Source organism: Streptomyces sp. JNUCC 63, assembly GCF_054366325.1.
Genome location: NZ_CM135963.1, coordinates 3262332 through 3280686, shown reverse-complemented (window position 1 = coordinate 3280686; position 18355 = coordinate 3262332). Strand labels below are relative to the sequence as shown.

The following is an 18355-nucleotide window of genomic DNA, read 5'->3' as shown; positions in this document are numbered from 1 at the left end:
GATCCACTCGCGGGTGTGCCGCTCAGCCCAGCGCCGTCAGTCCCGGGGCGAACGTGATCAGCAGCGGGAGCAGGGGCACCAGGGCCGCCACCGTCGTGGTCAGTGCCCTGCGCCCGCGGTCCAGCCGGGGCGGGGGCTCCAGGAGACGGTCCACCCGCTCGCCCAGCAGACGGTGGCTGCTGGCGCAGGAGAGGACGCCGCGGTGCTGGTTGAGCTCGATCAGGGCCAGTGCCGTGGTGAGGTGGCCGTGGCGGCGGGAGGCCGTGTCGTCGGCGGCCAGTTCGACCAGCCGGTGGGTCTGGTCGCAGAAGTGCGCGAACAGCGGGATGCGCGGGAAGCCGGTGGCCAGCGCGGTCGACAGGTGCAGCAGCCAGTCGTGGCGGGCGCGGGCGTGGCCGCGCTCATGGGCGAGGACGGCGTCGAGCTGGTGGCCGGTGAGCCGGCGCAGCGCGCCGGTGGTGACGACGAGCTGCGGCGGGTGACCGGGCATCCACCGGGCGTCGGGGTACTCGTCCTCCAGCACGAGCAGCGGCCCGCGGGCCGCCGGAAGGCCCGCGGGCAGGTCGGGAGCGCGTTCGCGCAGGTGCGCGCGGGCCAGGCCGCGGCGCCGGCGCGCCTCGACGAGTTCGCGGGCGAGCATCGCGGTGGTCCAGGCGGCGCCGCAGGCCAGCAGCAGGGTGAGGCCGGCCGTCCAGGCGGGCGCCACCGAGAGGTCGTACGCGGCGGTCACGGCCGGCGGCGCCGGGGCGAAGACCCGGTCGTGAACGGTGCGGAAGACGGCCGCGGTGCTCAGCACCAAAGCGGCGAGGCAGCACAGCAGAACCGTGGCGACCAGGCACTGCCACACCCACAGCGCGACGACAGGCTCCCGTTCGGACCACGCCGCCCGGGTCAGCGCGCGGGGGACCGGCACGGCGGCCGTCAGGGCGACGGCGCCCAGCAGGAGCAGGCAGACGGTCATTGCCACGGACTCCGGATCCTCGTCGGAGGTGGGCGGGTGTCGGGGTCGTGCGGTGGTGAGGTGGTGGGGTGCGGCCGGCCGGCGCGCCGGGCGCGCACGGCCTGCCGCCAGTATGACGGCCACGGGTACCGGGGGTCAGGGGTCGGCGGCAACCGATTCCTCCGCCGCACCAGCCACAGGTACCTCCGTCACTCCGACACGACCCGCCCCGTCACCTCCCCGAGCCCCACCCGGGCACCGCCCGCGCCCGGAGCCCAGGCCGACAGCGTCACCACGTCCCCGTCCTCCAGGAACGTCCGCTTGCCGTCCGGGAGTTCCAGCGGATCGCGGCCGTTCCAGGTCAGTTCCAGCAGTGAGCCGCGTTCGCGCTCGATGGGTCCGCTCACCGTGCCCGAGCCGTACAGGTCGCCCGTGCGCAGCGAGGCGCCGTTGACCGTCAGGTGGGCGAGCTGCTGCGCGGCCGTCCAGTACATGGTGGAGAACGGCGGCTCGGACACCACGTGACCGTTGATCGCGACGGAGATCCGCAGGTCGTAGCCGCCGGGTTCCTCCGCGGAGTCGTCCAGATAGGGCAGCAGCGGGTGCGTACGCTCCGGCGGAGCCACCCGCGCGTGCTCCAGCGCGTCCAGTGGGGTGATCCACGCCGACACCGACGTGGCGAAGGACTTGCCGAGGAACGGGCCGAGGGGGACGTACTCCCAGGCCTGGATGTCACGCGCCGACCAGTCGTTGAGCAGGCACAGCCCGAAGACGTGCTCACGGAAGTCGCCCAGCGCCACCGGCTGCCCCATCCGCGACGGAACGCCCACCACGAAGCCGACCTCCGCCTCGATGTCCAGCCGGACCGACGGGCCGAACACCGGTGCCGGGTCCGTCGGAGCCTTCCGCTGGCCCGAGGGGCGTACGACATCCGTGTCCGAGACCACCACCGTCCCGGAGCGGCCGTGGTAACCGATCGGCAGATGCTTCCAGTTGGGGGTCAGCGAGTCCGCGGCGTCCGGGCGGAAGATCCGCCCGACGTTGCGGGCGTGGTTCTCCGAGGCGTAGAAGTCGACGTAGTCCGCGACCTCGAAGGGCAGGTGCAGGGTCACCGAGGACAGCGGGTGCAGGAACGGCGCGACCGCCTCCTGGTGGGACGGCACCGTCGCCCACGCCGTCAGCGCGCGCCGCACGTCCGACCACGCGGTGCGGCCGGCGGCGAGCAGCGGATTCAGGGTCGGCCGCGCGAGCAGGGCGGCGTACGGCGAACCGAGCGCCCGCGCCGCCGCTCCCGCGTCGAGCACGTGGTCGCCGAGCCGGACGCCCACGGTCCTCTCCGGTGACCCGGCGCGGGAGAAGACGCCGTAGGGAAGGTTGTGCGGGCCGAAGGGGTCGCCCTCGGGGACCTCGAAGGGGGGCATGGGTACTGCCTTCCTTTCCCGTTGTCCACGTACTTTCCACGTGGTCGCGCCACACGTTACGGGGCACTGCCGCTCTTGGGCAGTGTCTAAAGAGTTTGCAATGTCCGAATTGGTCTTGTGGGAGGCGTCAATTCCGGCTTAGCGTCCTTGGGGGCGCGGACGGGGTGGGTCCGCGCCATAGGGGGGACACGTGGGGGGACCCGTGGCCAGGAATGCCGTCAGTGTGCCTTTCCGGGCCGACCGTGACGTACCGGGCCTGATCGTGAAGTTCGGGGACTATCCGCTGCACCATGGCGGGGTGGGCGCGATCCGCAGCCTGGGCCGTCTCGGCATCCCCATGTACGCGATCACCGAGGACGCGTACACGCCCGCAGCCTCCTCCCGCTATCTCAAACGTGCGTTCGTCTGGCCGACACGGGGCACGGAGGAGGCGGACCATCTGGTGGAGGGCCTGCTGCGGATCGGCCGCCGCATCGGCCGGCCCACCGTCCTGGTGCCCACGGACGAAGAGGCCGCCGTCCTGATCGCCGAACACCAGGACGAACTCAAGAGCCATTTCCTCTTCCCGCGCGTCGCCCCCGACCTGCCGCGCCGGCTGGCCAGCAAGCAGGGCCTGCACGAGATGTGCGTGGAGCACGGCATCCCCAGCCCCGCGGCCGCCTTCCCGCAGTCGTACGACGACATCGTGGCGTTCGCCGACCAGGCCCGCTTCCCGGTGGTGGCCAAGAACCGCGAGGCGTTCGTACGGCGCAGCAGCCCCGCGGTGAACGGCACCACGAAGATCACCACCCGCGAGGGCCTGCTGACCCTCGCCCGCGACTGGGGCGAGCGGCCCGGCGTGATCCTCCAGGAGTACCTGCCGAGGGAGGAGGCCGAGGACTGGATCGTGCACGCCTACTTCGACCAGGACTCGACCCCGCTCGCGATGTTCACCGGCGTCAAGGTCCGCTCCTGGCCGCCGCACGCGGGGATGACGGCGAACGCGTACGTCGTCGACAACCCGGAACTCGCCGACTTCGCCGCGCGTTTCATCAAACAGATCGGCTACACCGGCATCATCGACCTCGACCTGCGCTTCGACCGGCGCGACGGACAGTACAAGCTCCTCGACTTCAACCCGCGCATGGGCGCCCAGTTCCGGCTCTTCGAGAACGAGTCGGGGGTGGACGTCGTGCGTGCCATGCACCTCGACCTGACCGGTCGCCCCGTTCCGGAGGGAGAACAGCGCGCTGGCCACCGGTACGTCGTGGAGAACATCGACCTTCCCGCCCTCCTCGCCTACCGCCGCAGCGGCTATACGACGCCGCACGCGCCGGCGAAGGCGAGCGGGACGGAGCCGGCCTGGTTCGCGGGTGACGACCCGCTGCCGTTCCTCACGATGCTCGCGCGCTTCGTGCGGCCCGGCGCGAAGCACCTCCACCAACTGTGGCGGACCAACCGCCGCGGCAGCACGACCGGTTAGGGCAGCCGGCTCTGCGACTGCTCAAATGCCTTGCGGCGGCGCTCGGTTGGACAATTCAAGAAATTCCCTGTCCGGGACACCGAAGCGCCCGCCCGGACAAGGAGAGTTGGGGAAGACGGCCGGAACAGCCGTGCCCGTGGCCGTCGTCCGGTTCCCGTCGAGTCGGCGGGGCGGCGGATCCGTATTCTCTGATCATGGCCCCTCCCCTCGCGTACGCCCTCATCGCCACTGACCTGGACGGAACGCTGCTGCGCGGCGACGACACCCTGTCCGAACGGTCCCTCGCCGCGCTCGCGCGGGTGGCGGCCGCCGGTGCCCGGCACCTCGTGGTGACCGGACGGCCGGCGCCGAGGGTGCGGCCGCTGCTCGATGCCCTGGGCGCCACGGGGCTCGCGGTGTGCGGTCAGGGCGCACAGGTCTACGACGCCGCCACGGACCGTCTGCTGTGGTCGGTCACCCTGGACCGGGAGCCGGCCGAGACCGCGCTGGGCAAGATCGAGGCCGAGGTGGGCGAGGTGTACGCCGCCGTCGACCAGGACGGCGTCGACGGGCTCACGCTCATCGAGCCGGGGTACCGCATGCCGCACCCGACCCTGCCCGCCGTACGGGTCGACCGGCGCGACGACCTGTGGCGTACGCCCATCAGCAAGGTGCTGCTGCGCCATCCCGTGCTGTCCGACGACGAGTTGGCGGCGGCGGCGCGCAGTGTGGTGGGCTCCCTGGCCACGGTCACCATGTCGGGTCCGGGGACCGTCGAACTCCAGCCGTGCGGCATCACCAAGGCGACCGGGCTGGCGCTGGCCGCCGAACACCTGGGGCTGGGCCGCGAGAGCGCCCTCGCCTTCGGCGACATGCCCAACGACATCCCCATGTTCCAGTGGGCCGCCCGGGGTGTCGCCATGGCCAACGCCCACCCGGAGCTCAAGGCGGTGGCCGACGAGGTCACGCTGTCGAACGAGGACGACGGCATCGCCGTCGTCCTCGAACGATTGTTTGACTAGCCGGAGTGTGGACCGGCCCGCGTGTCCGTCAGTAGGCGCCGTTCACCTTGTCGATCGAGCCGTACCGCTTGGCCGCGTAGTTGCAGGCGGCGGTGATGTTCGCGACCGGGTCGTAGATGTCGTACGAGGTGCCCGGGACGTGGTAGGCCTTGAAGGTCGGGTCGATGACCTGCAACAGACCCTTGGACGGGATCCCCTTGGCCGCGTTGGAGTCCCAGAGGTTGATGGCCCGCGGGTTGCCGGAGGACTCGCGCATGATGTTGCGGTGGATGCCGTTGTAGGTGCCCGGGATGCCGTTCTTCTTCATGATCGCCAGGGAGGCCCGGATCCAGCCGTCGAGGTTGTTCGGGTAGCCGATGCCCGTGACCGTCTTGACGGTGGTGCCGCCGACCGGGGTCGCCGCGGACGCGCTGGTGGCGCCGAGGAGCGGCACGGCGAGAACGGCGGCACCCGTGCCGGTGACGGCGAGGGTGCGGACAGCACGGGCTATGCGGGAACGGTGGCGCTGACCCTTTGCAGGCATGGGGAATTTCCTCTCCGTCGCCTGCGAGGTGAGCTGTCGGGTTCGGGCGGGGAGGTGCCCGGCCGCGCCCTTGAGGGCACGGCTTCACCCCGAGCCGTTCCGGCACGGCGTACGACACAGGACGTACGACGCCCGGCCCGGCGACTTACCTGGGTCCCCCGCTCCTGCCGTGAGTGACTCGATCGATGGGTTCACGGGCGGCGGCAGGATTCGGCGTCCGCCCGTCGGCCGGGAACGTATGCGAGAGCGCATGCCCGGAACAAGGGCCGGATTCACGGATCGCCCTGGTTGACCTTGATCTGAGGTGTATGAGGTACTTGATCCTTTGCGTCTGTCAAGGTTCAACTGGCGTACAGGCAAAGGGAAAGTCAAGTCGACCGGGGGAAAATGGACAGGGAGGCCGGCGTGACTCAATTCACGGTTTGGCGACACGAGGAGCAATTGTGACCAACAGGAATTGAAACCCTAATAAGGGTGAATCGGGCCGCACGGGTGAGTGCCCGTATGGGCCGCGTGGCAGGCGCGTGATGGTGGTCACGTCGGGTGATGCCGCCCGGCCCGTATCGGTGGGCGCTATCGGTGATCGAAACTTGACCGGATACGCTGACTTGAGTGATGGCAGCGACCTATCGACAAACCGTGTGACCGCCAGCTGACACCAGCAGACAGGAGACCCCTCGTGACCGTCGTCGGGCCGTTCGGGCTGAACGTGCGGGACCAGGCTCTCGAAGCCGATGTCCAGGCCGGGATGGCGGCTGTCGAGGAAGGGCTGCTCGAGGCCACCAAGAGCGAGGTCCCGTTCATCACGGAGGCCGCTCAGCACCTCGTCAGGGCAGGCGGAAAGCGGTTCCGGCCACTGCTCGTGATGCTCGCGGCCCAGTTCGGCGACCCGTACGCGCCGGGGATCGTGCCGTCGGCCGTGGTCGTGGAGCTGACCCACCTGGCGACGCTGTACCACGACGACGTGATGGACGAGGCCGCGGTGCGCCGCGGCGTGGCCAGCGCGAACACCCGCTGGGGCAACTCCGTCGCCGTCCTGACCGGCGACTTCCTGTTCGCCCGGGCCTCGCAGATCCTCGCCGACCTCGGACCGGAGGCGGTCCGGGTGCAGGCCCTGGCGTTCGAGCGGCTGGTCACCGGGCAGATCCTGGAGACGGCGGGCCCGCAGGAGGGCCGGGACCCGGTCGACCACTACCTGGACGTGCTGGGCGGCAAGACCGGGTCGCTGGTGGCGGTGTCGTGCCGGTTCGGCGCGATGATGTCCGGTGCCGACGAGACGGTCGTGGACGTGCTGACGCAGTACGGCGAGCGGCTGGGCGTCGCCTTCCAGCTCGCGGACGACGTCCTGGACATCGCCTCCGACTCGCACGAGTCCGGCAAGACGCCCGGCACGGATCTGCGGGAGGGCATCGCCACGCTGCCGGTGCTGCGGCTGCGCGAGCGCGCGGCCCGGATGGGGCTGGCCGAGGACGTCGCCCTGTGCGAGCTGCTGGACTCCGACCTGAGCGACGACACGCGGCACGCCGAGGCACTGGCGGCGCTGCGCACGCACCCGGCGCTGGAACAGGCCCGCCGGGACACCGTGCGCTACGCAGAGGAGGCGCGGGCCGCGCTGGCTCCGCTGCGCGAGTGCGGCGCGAAGGCCGCGCTGACGGACCTGTGCGACGCGGTGGTGCACCGGGCCGGCTAGTGCCCTGTCCGGCGGATCGAGCCGGTTTCGGGCCACGGGGCCTGTCAGAGCTCCAACTGCTCCATTCGGGTGGCGCTCCCCACCCCGACCCTTACGGGGTGACGGAGGCGTCGCCCTTTTCGTGTCATACCGCAGGAGTACACGAGTTGGCTCCGGGGGTTGACGCCTCCTCGTGGCCGATTTGGTCAGATGGAATCCACGGACAACACCACTGCTCACCGATTCGGGTGAGAATGGCGGCTCGGGGTGGACCCAGTGCGAAGGACAGCCGCCGCCGACGACGGAGGTAGGGCACACATGGCACCGTACGAATCCGACGACAGCATGGGCGCCGGGGAGGCCGACGGTCTGCACTCGGGACGGCGCAGGGCCGCGCGCTACGTCGTCCCGGTCGCGGTGGTGGGGGTGGCGGCGGCGACCATCGGGCTCGTCCCGGCACTCGCCGACTCCGGCAACCCCGACCTGCCGAAGATAACCGCGCAGCAACTCATAGAGAAAATCGCCCGGTCGGACGTCCAGCAGCTGTCCGGCACGGTCAAGATCAGCACCGACCTGGGCCTGCCCGACCTCGGCGGCCTGGAGAGCGGCCTGATCTCGGGCGCCGGCAAGGGCGGTGAGGGTTCGTCGGCCGACCCGACGTCCAAACTGACCGAACTGGTCTCCGGCACGCACACCCTGCGCGTCGCGACCGACGGCCAGGACCGGCAGAAGGTCTCGCTGATCGAGAGCGCGGCCGAGTACAGCCTCATCCACAACGGCAGGGACGTCTGGGGCTACGACAGCAAGTCGAACGAGGTCTTCCACGGCACGGCGGCCGACAGCGGCAAGAAGCACAGGGACGACAAGAGCGACGTGCCCGCCACGCCCAAGGACTTCGCCGACCAGGCCCTGAAGTCGGTCGACGACACCACCTCGGTGACCGTCGACGGCACCGCGCAGGTCGCCGGCCGCGACGCCTACCGGCTGGTCGTCAAGCCGAAGCACGCCTCCGGCACGACGGTCGGCGCGATCAGCATCGCGGTGGACGCCAAGACCGGGCTGCCGCTGAAGTTCACGCTCACCCCGGCGAGCGGCGGTGCCGCCGTCGTGGACGCGGGCTTCACCCGGATCAGCTTCGCCAAGCCGGCCGCCTCCACGTTCGACTTCACCCCGCCCAAGGGGGCGAAGGTCACCGAGGAGAAGGACGCCGGAAAGGGCACCGGCAAGGACGCCGGGCCGGGTGCGCACTTCCGGGACTCCGGCCCGGCGCAGAAGGACCTCGCCAAGAGCGGCGGCCCCACGGTCCTCGGCAGGGGCTGGAACTCCGTCGCCGTGTTCGACTCCGGCGCCAAGGGCGGCATCCCGTCGTCCTCCGGCAACGGCGACCTGAGCGGCTTCCTCGGCTCGCTCGGCGACCGCGTCTCCGGCGAGTTCGGCAAGGGCACGGTCTTCTCCACCCGCCTGATCAACGCCCTGATGACGGACGACGGCAAGGTCTACGTCGGTGCCGTCACCAAGGACGCGCTGGTGAAGGCGGCGAACACCGGGCAGTGACGCCGCGCGGTGAGCAGGCGACGGGCACGACGGAACGAGGGAGCCGATGGACGAAGGGGATGACGGCGTCATCCACACCCGCGGGCTCACCAAGCGCTACCGCGGTGGGCAGCTCGCCGTCGACGGTCTCGACCTGACCGTCCCGGCGGGCAGCGTCTTCGGCTTCCTCGGTCCGAACGGCTCGGGCAAGACCACCACCATCCGCATGCTGATGGGGCTCATCGAGCCCACCGCCGGCACGGCGCGCGTACTGGGGCACGCCATGCCCCGGTCCTCGCGCGCCGTGCTGCCCCGGGTCGGCGCGCTCATCGAGGGCCCGGCCCTGTACGGCTACCTGACCGGCCGGGACAACCTGCTGCGCTACGACGCCGCCGACCCGACCGCCGACCCCCGCACCCGGCGTGCCCGGGTCGCGGCAGCCCTGGACCGGGTGGGCCTGACGGCGGCCGCGGGCAAGAAGGCCAAGGCGTACTCCCTGGGCATGAAGCAGCGTCTGGGCCTCGCCGCGGCCCTGCTCCAGCCGCGCAGGCTGCTCGTCCTGGACGAGCCCACCAACGGCCTGGACCCCCAGGGCATGCGCGAGATCCGCTCCCTGATCCGGGAGCTGGCCTCCGACGGCACGACCGTCTTCCTCTCCTCCCACCTGCTGGACGAGATCGAGCAGGTGTGCACCCACGCGGCCGTCATGGCCCAGGGCCGGCTGGTCACCCAGGGCGCGGTGGCCGAGCTGGCCGCCGGTGCGCGCGGCCGGCTGGTGGTGACCACGCCGGACACCGGGGAGGCGGCCCGGGTGCTGAAGGAACAGGGCGTCGGCGACGTCGTCGTCGACGAGGACCGGGTGACCGGCGACCCGCCGGAGCGCGACCTCGCCGAGGTGAACGCCGCGCTGGTGACGGCGGGCGTCCGCGTGCGTGGCCTCGGGCTCGAACGGGCCTCGCTGGAGGACGCGTTCGTGGCGCTCACGGGGGAGGGATTCGATGTCGCGGGCTGAGGCCGCCGTACGCACCCCGAGCCCGCTGTGGACCTTCGGGCTGCTGCGCAGCGAGCTGGCCACCACCTTCCGGCGCTGGCGCACCCTGGCCCTGCTGGGCGTGCTGGCCGCCGTACCGGTCCTGGTCGGGGCGGCCGTCAGAATCGAGACGAGGAACGGTTCACCGGTCGGCCGAGGAGGCGGCGAAGGCCCGGCGTTCATCGCGCAGATCACCAACAACGGACTGTTCCTGGTCTTCACCGCGCTGGCCGCCACCCTGCCGTTCTTCCTGCCGATGGCCGTCGGCGTGATCGCGGGCGACGCGATCGCCGGGGAGGCGAACGCGGGCACCCTGCGCTATCTGCTGGTCGCCCCGGCCGGCCGCACCCGCCTGCTGCTGGCCAAGTACGCCACGACGATGGCGTTCTGCCTGGTCGCCACGCTCGTGGTCGCCGTCTCGGCGCTCACCGTGGGCGCGCTGCTCTTCCCGCTCGGCGACCTGACGACCATCTCCGGCACGCAGATCGGCTTCGCCGAGGGTCTGGGCCGGGCGCTGCTGATCGCCCTCGTCGTCGCCGCGTCCCTGACCGGCCTCGCCGCCCTCGGCCTGTTCGTCTCGACGCTGACCAACAGCGGCATCGCGGCGATGGCCACGACCGTGGGCCTGCTGATCACCGTCCAGATCCTGGACCAGATCCCCCAGCTCCACGCGATCCAGCCGTATCTCTTCTCCCACCACTGGCTGTCGTTCGCCGACCTCATGCGCGAGCCGGTCTACTGGGACGGCCTGGTGAAGAACGTCCAGCTGCAGGCCCTGTACGCGACGGTGTTCGGCACGGCGGCCTGGGCACGGTTCACGACGAAGGACATCACCGCCTAGGGACCGGCCCCGGTGACGGCGTCGGCCACCGGTTTCCTGGTGCGAGTCTGTGACGTCGCGGTGACGTGGGCGGGGCAGGCGGGCGGCGAGACTCGACAGTATGCGTCCGATCGGATGGCATTCACCCGAGTGAGGGAGCCGATGTCTCGACTGAGCCGCGAGCCCGTCCCCGCCCGCGGTTTCGACGCCGTGGCCGAAGCCGTGCTCGGCGAGGATCCCAGGGCAGCGACCGGCGAGGCGGGCGCGGTCCTGCTCGCCGAGCCCCTGGCGCGGATCAACGAGGCCGTGAGGGAGGGCCGTATCGACGAGGCGGCGACCCTGGTGGAACGCACCGTCGCGCAGGCCTCCGGCACACTCGGCCCGGACCACCCCGAGGTGCTGCGCCTGCGCGAACTGACCGCCTACATCGCCTACTTGGCAGGCGATCCGCTCCGCTCCTTCCGCCTCTCCCTCGGCCTCGCCCGCATCCACCGCCGCAACCGCGACGCGGGGGCCGCCTACGGCGGCATCCAGAGCGCGGCCACCGCCTGGCGCGCGGTCCGCGACCCCGAACTGGGCCTGCGGCTCGGCCGCGACCTGATCGACCTGTGGACCGAACTCACCACCGAGGACGGTCCTGCCGCCGCCGACATCGAACAACTGCACTCCGCCCGCGCCCGCATGGTCCGCCTCGCCGAGCGAGCCCGCAACACGACACCCCCGACGCCCAGCATCTGACCCGGGCCCAGGATCCCTACGCCACGCAGAACTCGTTGCCCTCCGGGTCCGCCATCACCACCCACTCCCCGGCCGGCTCCTTCACGTGCCGCAGCACGCTCGCGCCGAGCCCCTTCAGCCGCTCCACCTCGTCCGCGCGCCGGCCCTCGCCGGGATGCAGGTCGAGGTGGAGCCGGTTCTTGCCGGACTTGCCCTCCGGCACCCGCTGGAACAGCAGCCGCCTGCCCAGCCCGGTGCCGCGCTCGGTGTCGTACGGGTCGTCGGGGTGCCGTACGGCGATCAGGTCCCGGAAGGCCGGGCGGCCGTGGAACTCGACGGTGGCCTCGCCGGGCAGCGCCCCGAACTCCAGCAGCCGCTCGACGAACCCGCTGTTGTCCTCCACCTCGTAGTGCAGCGCGGCGGCCCAGAAGTCGGCCTGCGCGTGCGGGTCGGTGGCGTCGATGACGAGCTTCCAGTGCAGCGGGGCGGGCGCGGAGGCCGCGGACGTCTGTGTCATGTACCACTTATAGCGACTGACGACCGGCGGCTCAGCCGCTTCTCGTCCCCCGGCTCACCGGGTCCGGCACCCGGACCCGGGCCTCGCGGCGATGTCTACGCGTCCACCGGATCGGCGTCGGCCACCGCCGCCCTGGGTGCCCCGATCCGGGCCCTGAGCAGTGCCGCCCGTCGGGCCGCGCGCAGCCCGTCCCAGGTCAGCAGTGTCAGGGCCAGCCAGACCAGGGCGAACCCGGCCCAGCGCTCGGCCGGCATGGACTCGTGGAAGTAGACGACGCCCAGCAGGAACTGGAAGACCGGAGCCAGGTACTGCAGCAGGCCCAGCGTGGACAGCGGCACCCGTATCGCGGCCGCGCCGAAGCAGACCAGGGGCAGGGCGGTGACGATGCCCGTGGAGGCGAGCAGCGCGGCGTGCCCGGCGCCCTCGGCGGCGAAGGTGGAACGGCCCTGTGCGCTCAGCCACAGCAGATAGGTGAGGGCGGGCAGGAACTGGACGGCGGTCTCCGCGGCCAGCGACTCGATGCCGCCGAGGTTGACCTTCTTCTTCACCAGGCCGTAGGTGGCGAAGGAGAAGGCCAGGCACAGGGAGACCCACGGCGGGCGGCCGTAGCCGACGGCGAGCACCGCGACGGCGGCGGCGCCGACGCCGACCGCCGCCCACTGCACGGGCCGCAGCCGTTCCTTGAGGAGCAGCACGCCCATCGCGATGGTGACCAGAGGGTTGATGAAGTAGCCGAGGGAGGCCTCGACGACGTGCCCGCTGTTCACGGACCAGATGTAGACGCCCCAGTTGACGGTGATCGCCGCGGCGGCGACCGCGACGAGGCCCAGCCTGCGCGGCTGCCGCAGCAGTTCGCCGGCCCAGGCCCAGCGGCGTACGACGAGCAGCGCGACGGCGACGAAGGCGAGGGACCACACCATGCGCTGGGCGAGGATCTCCACCGCCCCGGCGGGTTTGAGCAGAGGCCAGAAGAGGGGGACGACCCCCCACATCCCGTAGGCGGCGATGCCGTTCAGCAGTCCTGTGCGCCGTTCACCCCTCGGCTTCTCGCTCAAGAGATCCTCCTTCATGCCCTGGCCGCGTGCCGCGCGGCACGCATGAAGGTAACGCCGGGCACCCCCGCCTGTCATACCCGTACCGCAATACGGTCATGACAGGCGGGGGTGCCCGGTGTACTCGGCGGGAGCCGGCGTGTTCAGCCGACGACGGTCCAGGTGTCGCCGCCGGCGAGCAGGGCGGCCAGGTCTCCCTTGCCGCGCTGTTCGATGGCGGTGTCCAGCTGGTCGGCCATCGCGGTGTCGTACACCGGGCGGTCGACGGAGCGGAACACGCCGATGGGGGTGTGGTGCAGGGTGTCGGGGTCGGCGAGCCGGGACAGCGCGAAGGCCGTGGTCGGCGAGGCCGCGTGGGCGTCGTGGACGAGGATGCCGGAGGCGTTCTCCTCGGTGACGTCGACGGTGGTCAGGTCGCCGGTGGCCGGGTCGCGGACGACACCGCGCTCGCCGTTGGCGCCGAAGCGAATCGGCTGCCCGTGCTCCAGGCGGATCAGGGCCTCCTGGGCCTGCTGGCGGTCCTTGAGGGCGTCGAAGGCGCCGTCGTTGAAGATGTTGCAGTTCTGGTAGATCTCGATCAGCGCGGTGCCGGGATGGGCGGCGGCCTGGCGCAGCACCTCGGTCAGGTGCTTGCGGTCGGAGTCGATGGTGCGCGCCACGAAGGACGCCTCGGCGCCGATCGCCAGCGAGACCGGGTTGAAGGGCGCGTCGAGGGAGCCCATCGGCGTCGACTTGGTGATCTTGCCGACCTCGGAGGTCGGGGAGTACTGGCCCTTGGTCAGGCCGTAGATCCGGTTGTTGAACAGCAGGATCTTGAGGTTGACGTTGCGGCGCAGTGCGTGGATCAGGTGGTTGCCGCCGATCGACAGCGCGTCGCCGTCACCGGTGACCACCCACACGCTCAGATCGCGCCGCGAGGTGGCCAGGCCGGTGGCGATGGCGGGGGCGCGGCCGTGGATGGAGTGCATCCCGTAGGTGTTCATGTAGTACGGGAAGCGGCTCGAGCAGCCGATGCCGGAGACGAAGACGATGTTCTCCCTGGCCACTCCCAGTTCCGGCATGAAGCCCTGGACGGCCGCGAGGATCGCGTAGTCGCCGCAGCCGGGGCACCAGCGCACTTCCTGGTCGGACTTGAAGTCCTTCATGGACTGCCTGGCCTCGGCCTTCGGCACCAGGGAGAGCGCCTCGAGGGTGCCCCTGCCTTCCGTGGACGTCTCAGCCATCGATGGCCTCCTTCAGAGCCGTGGCGAGCTGTTCGGCCTTGAACGGCATGCCGTTGACCTGGTTGTACGAGTGCGCGTCCACCAGGTACTTCGCCCGCACCAGCGTGGCGAGCTGCCCGAGGTTCATCTCGGGGATCACCACCTTGTCGTAACGCTTCAGGACCGCGCCGAGGTTCTTCGGGAAGGGGTTGAGGTGGCGCAGGTGGGCCTGCGCGATCGCTTCCCCGGCCGCGCGCAGCCGCCGTACGGCCGCCGTGATCGGGCCGTACGTGGAGCCCCAGCCGAGCACCAGGGTGCGTGCCCCGTGGGGGTCGTCGACCTCCACGTCCGCCACCTCGATGCCGTCGACCTTGGCCTGCCGGGTTCGGACCATGAAGTCGTGGTTGGCGGGGTCGTAGGAGATGTTGCCCGTGCCGTCCTGCTTCTCGATGCCGCCGATGCGGTGCTCCAGGCCCGGCGTGCCCGGGATCGCCCACGGCCGGGCCAGCGTCTGCGCGTCCCGCTTGTAGGGCCAGAACACCTCGGTGCCGTCGGCCAGGGTGTGGTTGGGGCCGCGGGCGAACTGCACGGTGAGGTCAGGCAGTTCGTCCGGCTCGGGGATGCGCCACGGCTCGGAGCCGTTGGCCAGGTAGCCGTCCGACAGGAGCATCACCGGCGTGCGGTACGTCAGCGCGATCCGGGCCGCGTCCAGGGCGGCGTCGAAGCAGTCGGCCGGGGTGCGGGGGGCGACCACCGGGACCGGGGCCTCGCCGTTGCGGCCGTACATCGCCTGCAGCAGGTCGGCCTGCTCGGTCTTGGTGGGCAGGCCGGTGGACGGTCCGCCGCGCTGGATGTCGACGATCAGCAGCGGCAGCTCCAGGGACACCGCCAGGCCGATGGTCTCCGACTTCAGCGCCACACCGGGGCCGGAGGTGGTGGTCACCGCCAGGGAGCCGCCGAAGGCCGCGCCCAGCGCGGCGCCGATGCCGGCGATCTCGTCCTCGGCCTGGAAGGTCCGCACGCCGAAGTTCTTGTGCTTGGACAGCTCGTGCAGGATGTCCGAGGCCGGGGTGATCGGGTACGAGCCCAGGAACAGCGGCAGGTCCGCCTGGCGGGAGGCGGCGATCAGGCCGTAGGCCAGGGCCAGGTTGCCGGAGATGTTCCGGTAGGTGCCCACGGGGAAGGCCTTGGCGGCCGGGGCGACCTCGTAGGAGACCGCGAAGTCCTCCGTGGTCTCGCCGAAGTTCCAGCCCGCCCGGAAGGCGGCGATGTTCGCGGCCGCGATCTCCGGCTTCCTGCCGAACTTCTTCCTCAGGAACTTCTCGGTGCCCTCGGTGGGCCGGTGGTACATCCAGGACAGCAGGCCCAGCGCGAACATGTTCTTGCTGCGCTCGGCCTCCTTGCGGGACAGGTCGAACTCCTTCAACGCCTCCACCGTCAGCGTGGTCAGCGGCACCGGGTGCAGGCTGTAGCCGTCCAGCGAGCCGTCCTGAAGCGGGGAGGCGTCGTAGCCGACCTTGGCCATCGCGCGCTTGGTGAACTCGTCGGTGTTGACGATGATCTCCGCGCCGCGCGGCAGATCGCCGATGTTCGCCTTCAGCGCGGCCGGGTTCATCGCCACCAGCACATTCGGCGCGTCGCCCGGGGTGAGGATGTCGTGGTCGGCGAAGTGCAGCTGGAAGGAGGACACCCCCGGCAGGGTCCCCGCGGGGGCCCGGATCTCGGCCGGGAAGTTCGGCAGGGTCGACAGGTCGTTGCCGAACGACGCCGTCTCCGACGTGAAACGGTCACCCGTCAGCTGCATACCGTCACCCGAGTCACCCGCGAACCGGATGATCACCCGGTCCAGACGGCGGACGTCCTTCGTCCCGGCCGCCCTGCGCTGCTCTCCCACGACGGCTCCGTCGGCCTGCTCCGCTGGACTGCTGACCTGGCTGGTCACTGAACTGGACCTCCCTCGAGGCGGCTGTGTGGGAGCGGCCTTCCCGAAGACCTTCCCGGTTTCAACCCTACGTCGGTCAGGGGCGCCTTCCCTGGACCGTTCGCATGTTGGACGCAACGCTGAGACGGCTCGATCCGCCCGTCACAGTGTCGGACGATCATGAGTTCAGATAGGTGAGCACGGCCAGAACACGCCGGTGATCCCCGTCGCTCTGGGACAGTCCGAGCTTCAGGAAGATGTTGCTGACGTGCTTCTCGACCGCGCCGTCGCTCACCACCAGCTGCCGGGCGATCGCCGAGTTCGTCCGTCCTTCGGCCATCAGGCCCAGCACCTCCCGCTCCCGCGGGGTGAGCCCGGCCAGCACGTCCTGCTTGCGGCTGCGCCCGAGCAGCTGGGCGACCACCTCCGGGTCCAGGGCCGTACCGCCCTCGGCGACCCGCACCACCGCGTCCACGAACTCCCGGACATCGGCCACCCGGTCCTTGAGCAGATAACCCACCCCGCGGCTGGAACCGGCCAGCAGCTCGGTGGCGTACCGCTCCTCCACGTACTGCGACAGCACCAGCATCCCCAGCTCCGGGTGTGCCTTGCGCAACTGGACGGCGGCCCGCACCCCCTCGTCGGTGTGCGTCGGCGGCATCCGTACGTCCGCCACGACGACGTCGGGCAGCGCCGACTGGTCGTGCAGCTCCGTGATGGTCTTGATCAGCGCCTCGGCGTCGCCGACACCCGCCACGACCTCGTGCCCGCGGTCGGTCAGCAGCCGGGTCAGGCCCTCCCTGAGCAGCACTGAATCCTCGGCGATGACCACCCGCACCCTGTCCTCCACAATCCTCGGCCCCCCACAGCCTCGCTCAGCGGTCGTTGCATACGACATGGTCCAGCATTCCAGCATTCGAACCCTGCCGCGCCCGGGCCACGGGAAGTGAGGGAGGTGACTACGCGGTTGACCACACGTTTCGGCCTGCCGACCACGGCCTGCCGACCACGGCCTGCCGACCACGGCCTGCCGACCACGGCCTGCCGACCACGGCCGGGCGGCCGCGGCCGGCAGGCCGCACATCAAAAGATCTGGATCCACGGTGCGCTCAGCGCCGCCAGGGCAGCTCCGCCGTCACCCGTGTGGGCCCGCCGGCCGGCGAGTCGACGACCAGGATCCCGTCCACCGCGTCCAGCCGCTCGGCCAGCCCCGCCAGGCCCGACCCCTTGGACACGTCCACGCCGCCGACCCCGTCGTCCACGACCTGCAGCATCAACCGGTCCTCGGCCCGCCACACGTCGACGGAGGCGGACCGCGCCCCGCTGTGCTTGCTGATGTTCTGCAGCAGCTCGGAGACGGTGAAGTAGGCGATGCCCTCGATCGCCGGCGCCGGCCGCTCCGACAGGTCCACCTCCACCCGTACCGGCACGGTGCAGCGCGAGGCGACCGCGGACAGGGCCGCGTCCAGGCCGCGGTCGGTCAGTACGGCGGGGTGGATGCCGCGGGCCAGGTCCCGCAGCTCCTGCAGCGCGGTCTTCACCTCGCCGTGCGCCTCGTCCACCATCCGCGCCGCCGCCCGCGGGTCCTCCGCCAGCTTCTCCTTGGCCAGCCCCAGGTCCATCGCCAGCGCCACCAGCCGGGCCTGCGCGCCGTCGTGCAGGTCCCGCTCGATACGCCGCAGGTCGGCGGCGGCCGTGTCGACCACGACACCCCGGTCCGACTCCAGCTCCACCACCCGCGCCGACAGCCGCGACGGCCCGAGCAGCCCGTGCACCAGCACCCGGTCCACCATCGTCAGCGCCCGCACGATCCACGGCGTGGCCAGCGTGAACAGCAGCCCCACCAGCGCGGTCACCGTGATCTCGAACGGGTTGTCGAGGTAGATGCCGTGATGCCCGTCGCCGTAGAGCTGGATGCCGCCCTGGCCGGCCCACATCGGGAAGACCCAGAACCACAGCGGGTACGTCAGCAGCCCCCAGCCCAGCGTCCAGAAGGTCAGCGCGACCGAGAAGGAGAACACCGCCCACGGGAACTGCAGCACGGCGTAGAGCAGGGCCCGCCAGGAGGCGCCGCTCTTCAGCAGGATCCCCGTCCAGGCCAGGACGCCCGGCTCCTTCATCCGCAGCGGCTCCGGCTCGGCCACCTCCAGGCCGAGCAGACCGCGCGCCCGCGCCCGCTCCAGCACGCCGAACAGGCGGCAGCCGGCCAGCGCCGCCGCCAGCACCGGGACACCGAAGAACGTCACCAGCATGCCCGCGCCCAGCGACACCATCGTGACGGCGTACGTGAAGAGCATGATGCCGATCGGCAGGCTCAGCAGCACGTACCCGAACTCGCGCCAGCTGCGCGCCTCGAACGGCGCCCGCAGTCCCGCCGGCAGCAGGTGCCTCCGCCGGCCGGTGCCGTCGTCGTGGAGCCCGTCCCCGCTGTAGGGCCCGTAGCCCTGTCCGTAGCGCGATCCGTACTGGGTGGCCATCGGCGTCGTCCCGTTCCCCTCGTTCTGCTGCTTCCTGCGGCTTGCTTCCTGCGGCTGTCCCGCCGTACTT

15 protein-coding genes, 1 pseudogene and 1 riboswitch are annotated in these 18355 nt (G+C 71.2%); of the genes and pseudogenes, 7 read left to right on the top strand and 9 right to left on the bottom strand.

Annotated features, from left to right (window positions below):
- Positions 1 to 22: 22 nt before the first annotated feature.
- Together ACX25U_RS14880 and fahA are read right to left on the bottom strand one after the other, a co-directional pair.
- Complete coding sequence (locus ACX25U_RS14880; protein ID WP_454394281.1) at positions 23 to 961, bottom strand: M56 family metallopeptidase; 939 nt, start codon at positions 959 to 961, stop codon at positions 23 to 25.
- Positions 962 to 1149: 188 nt separating this feature from the next.
- On the bottom strand, positions 1150 to 2361 hold the full coding sequence (fahA, locus tag ACX25U_RS14875) for a fumarylacetoacetase (protein ID WP_454392322.1): 1212 nt from the start codon (positions 2359 to 2361) through the stop codon (positions 1150 to 1152).
- A gap of 223 nt (positions 2362 to 2584) precedes the next feature.
- On the opposite strand from fahA, the gene ACX25U_RS14870 reads away from it, so the two are divergent.
- Both ACX25U_RS14870 and ACX25U_RS14865 read left to right on the top strand, forming a co-directional pair.
- Positions 2585 to 3823: a carboxylate--amine ligase gene (locus ACX25U_RS14870; RefSeq protein ID WP_454392320.1), complete on the top strand. Its 1239-nt coding sequence runs from the start codon at positions 2585 to 2587 to the stop codon at positions 3821 to 3823.
- Between the two features lie 194 nt (positions 3824 to 4017).
- Positions 4018 to 4824, top strand: a complete 807-nt coding sequence (locus tag ACX25U_RS14865; RefSeq protein ID WP_454392319.1) for an HAD family hydrolase — start codon at positions 4018 to 4020, stop codon at positions 4822 to 4824.
- Between the two features lie 28 nt (positions 4825 to 4852).
- Here the strand turns inward: ACX25U_RS14865 and ACX25U_RS14860 are convergent, their stop codons facing one another.
- Positions 4853 to 5347: a transglycosylase SLT domain-containing protein gene (locus tag ACX25U_RS14860; protein ID WP_454392317.1), complete on the bottom strand. Its 495-nt coding sequence runs from the start codon at positions 5345 to 5347 to the stop codon at positions 4853 to 4855.
- 3 nt (positions 5348 to 5350) lie between these two features.
- Positions 5351 to 5541, bottom strand: a riboswitch (cyclic di-AMP (ydaO/yuaA leader).
- A gap of 485 nt (positions 5542 to 6026) precedes the next feature.
- On the opposite strand from ACX25U_RS14860, the gene ACX25U_RS14855 reads away from it, so the two are divergent.
- The 5 genes and pseudogenes from ACX25U_RS14855 to ACX25U_RS14835 all read left to right on the top strand — a co-directional run.
- Complete coding sequence (locus ACX25U_RS14855; protein ID WP_454392315.1) at positions 6027 to 7037, top strand: polyprenyl synthetase family protein; 1011 nt, start codon at positions 6027 to 6029, stop codon at positions 7035 to 7037.
- 297 nt (positions 7038 to 7334) lie between these two features.
- Complete coding sequence (locus tag ACX25U_RS14850; RefSeq protein ID WP_454392313.1) at positions 7335 to 8570, top strand: LolA family protein; 1236 nt, start codon at positions 7335 to 7337, stop codon at positions 8568 to 8570.
- Between the two features lie 46 nt (positions 8571 to 8616).
- A complete protein-coding gene (locus tag ACX25U_RS14845; protein WP_454392311.1) occupies positions 8617 to 9561 on the top strand; it encodes an ABC transporter ATP-binding protein in 945 nt (314 codons plus the stop codon).
- A complete protein-coding gene (locus tag ACX25U_RS14840) occupies positions 9548 to 10420 on the top strand; it encodes an ABC transporter permease (protein ID WP_454392309.1) in 873 nt (290 codons plus the stop codon). Before ACX25U_RS14845 ends, ACX25U_RS14840 begins: the two co-directional genes overlap by 14 nt.
- Before the next feature lie 162 nt (positions 10421 to 10582).
- A pseudogene (locus ACX25U_RS14835) lies at positions 10583 to 11137 on the top strand (tetratricopeptide repeat protein); the annotation flags it as partial.
- Between the two features lie 16 nt (positions 11138 to 11153).
- On the opposite strand, the gene ACX25U_RS14830 reads toward ACX25U_RS14835, so the two are convergent.
- The 6 genes from ACX25U_RS14830 to ACX25U_RS14805 all read right to left on the bottom strand — a co-directional run bounded on the left by ACX25U_RS14830 (position 11154) and on the right by ACX25U_RS14805 (position 18285).
- A complete protein-coding gene (locus ACX25U_RS14830; protein ID WP_454392307.1) occupies positions 11154 to 11633 on the bottom strand; it encodes a VOC family protein in 480 nt (159 codons plus the stop codon).
- A 95-nt stretch (positions 11634 to 11728) separates the two neighbouring features.
- Positions 11729 to 12703, bottom strand: coding sequence for an EamA family transporter RarD (rarD, locus tag ACX25U_RS14825; RefSeq protein WP_454392305.1), 975 nt, complete (start codon positions 12701 to 12703; stop codon positions 11729 to 11731).
- 125 nt (positions 12704 to 12828) lie between these two features.
- Positions 12829 to 13908 carry a 2-oxoacid:ferredoxin oxidoreductase subunit beta gene (locus ACX25U_RS14820; RefSeq protein WP_454392303.1) on the bottom strand — a complete coding sequence of 360 codons (1080 nt, stop codon included), beginning with the start codon at positions 13906 to 13908 and terminating at the stop codon, positions 12829 to 12831.
- Entirely contained in the window at positions 13901 to 15829 is a 1929-nt protein-coding gene (locus tag ACX25U_RS14815) for a 2-oxoacid:acceptor oxidoreductase subunit alpha (RefSeq protein ID WP_454392301.1), read from the bottom strand. Before ACX25U_RS14815 ends, ACX25U_RS14820 begins: the two co-directional genes overlap by 8 nt.
- A gap of 157 nt (positions 15830 to 15986) precedes the next feature.
- On the bottom strand, positions 15987 to 16658 hold the full coding sequence (locus tag ACX25U_RS14810) for a LuxR C-terminal-related transcriptional regulator (protein ID WP_454392299.1): 672 nt from the start codon (positions 16656 to 16658) through the stop codon (positions 15987 to 15989).
- 259 nt (positions 16659 to 16917) lie between these two features.
- The gene (locus ACX25U_RS14805; RefSeq protein WP_454392297.1) at positions 16918 to 18285 is read right to left on the bottom strand and encodes a sensor histidine kinase; all 1368 of its coding nucleotides are present in this window, start codon (positions 18283 to 18285) and stop codon (positions 16918 to 16920) included.
- Between the last annotated feature and the right edge of the window lie 70 nt (positions 18286 to 18355).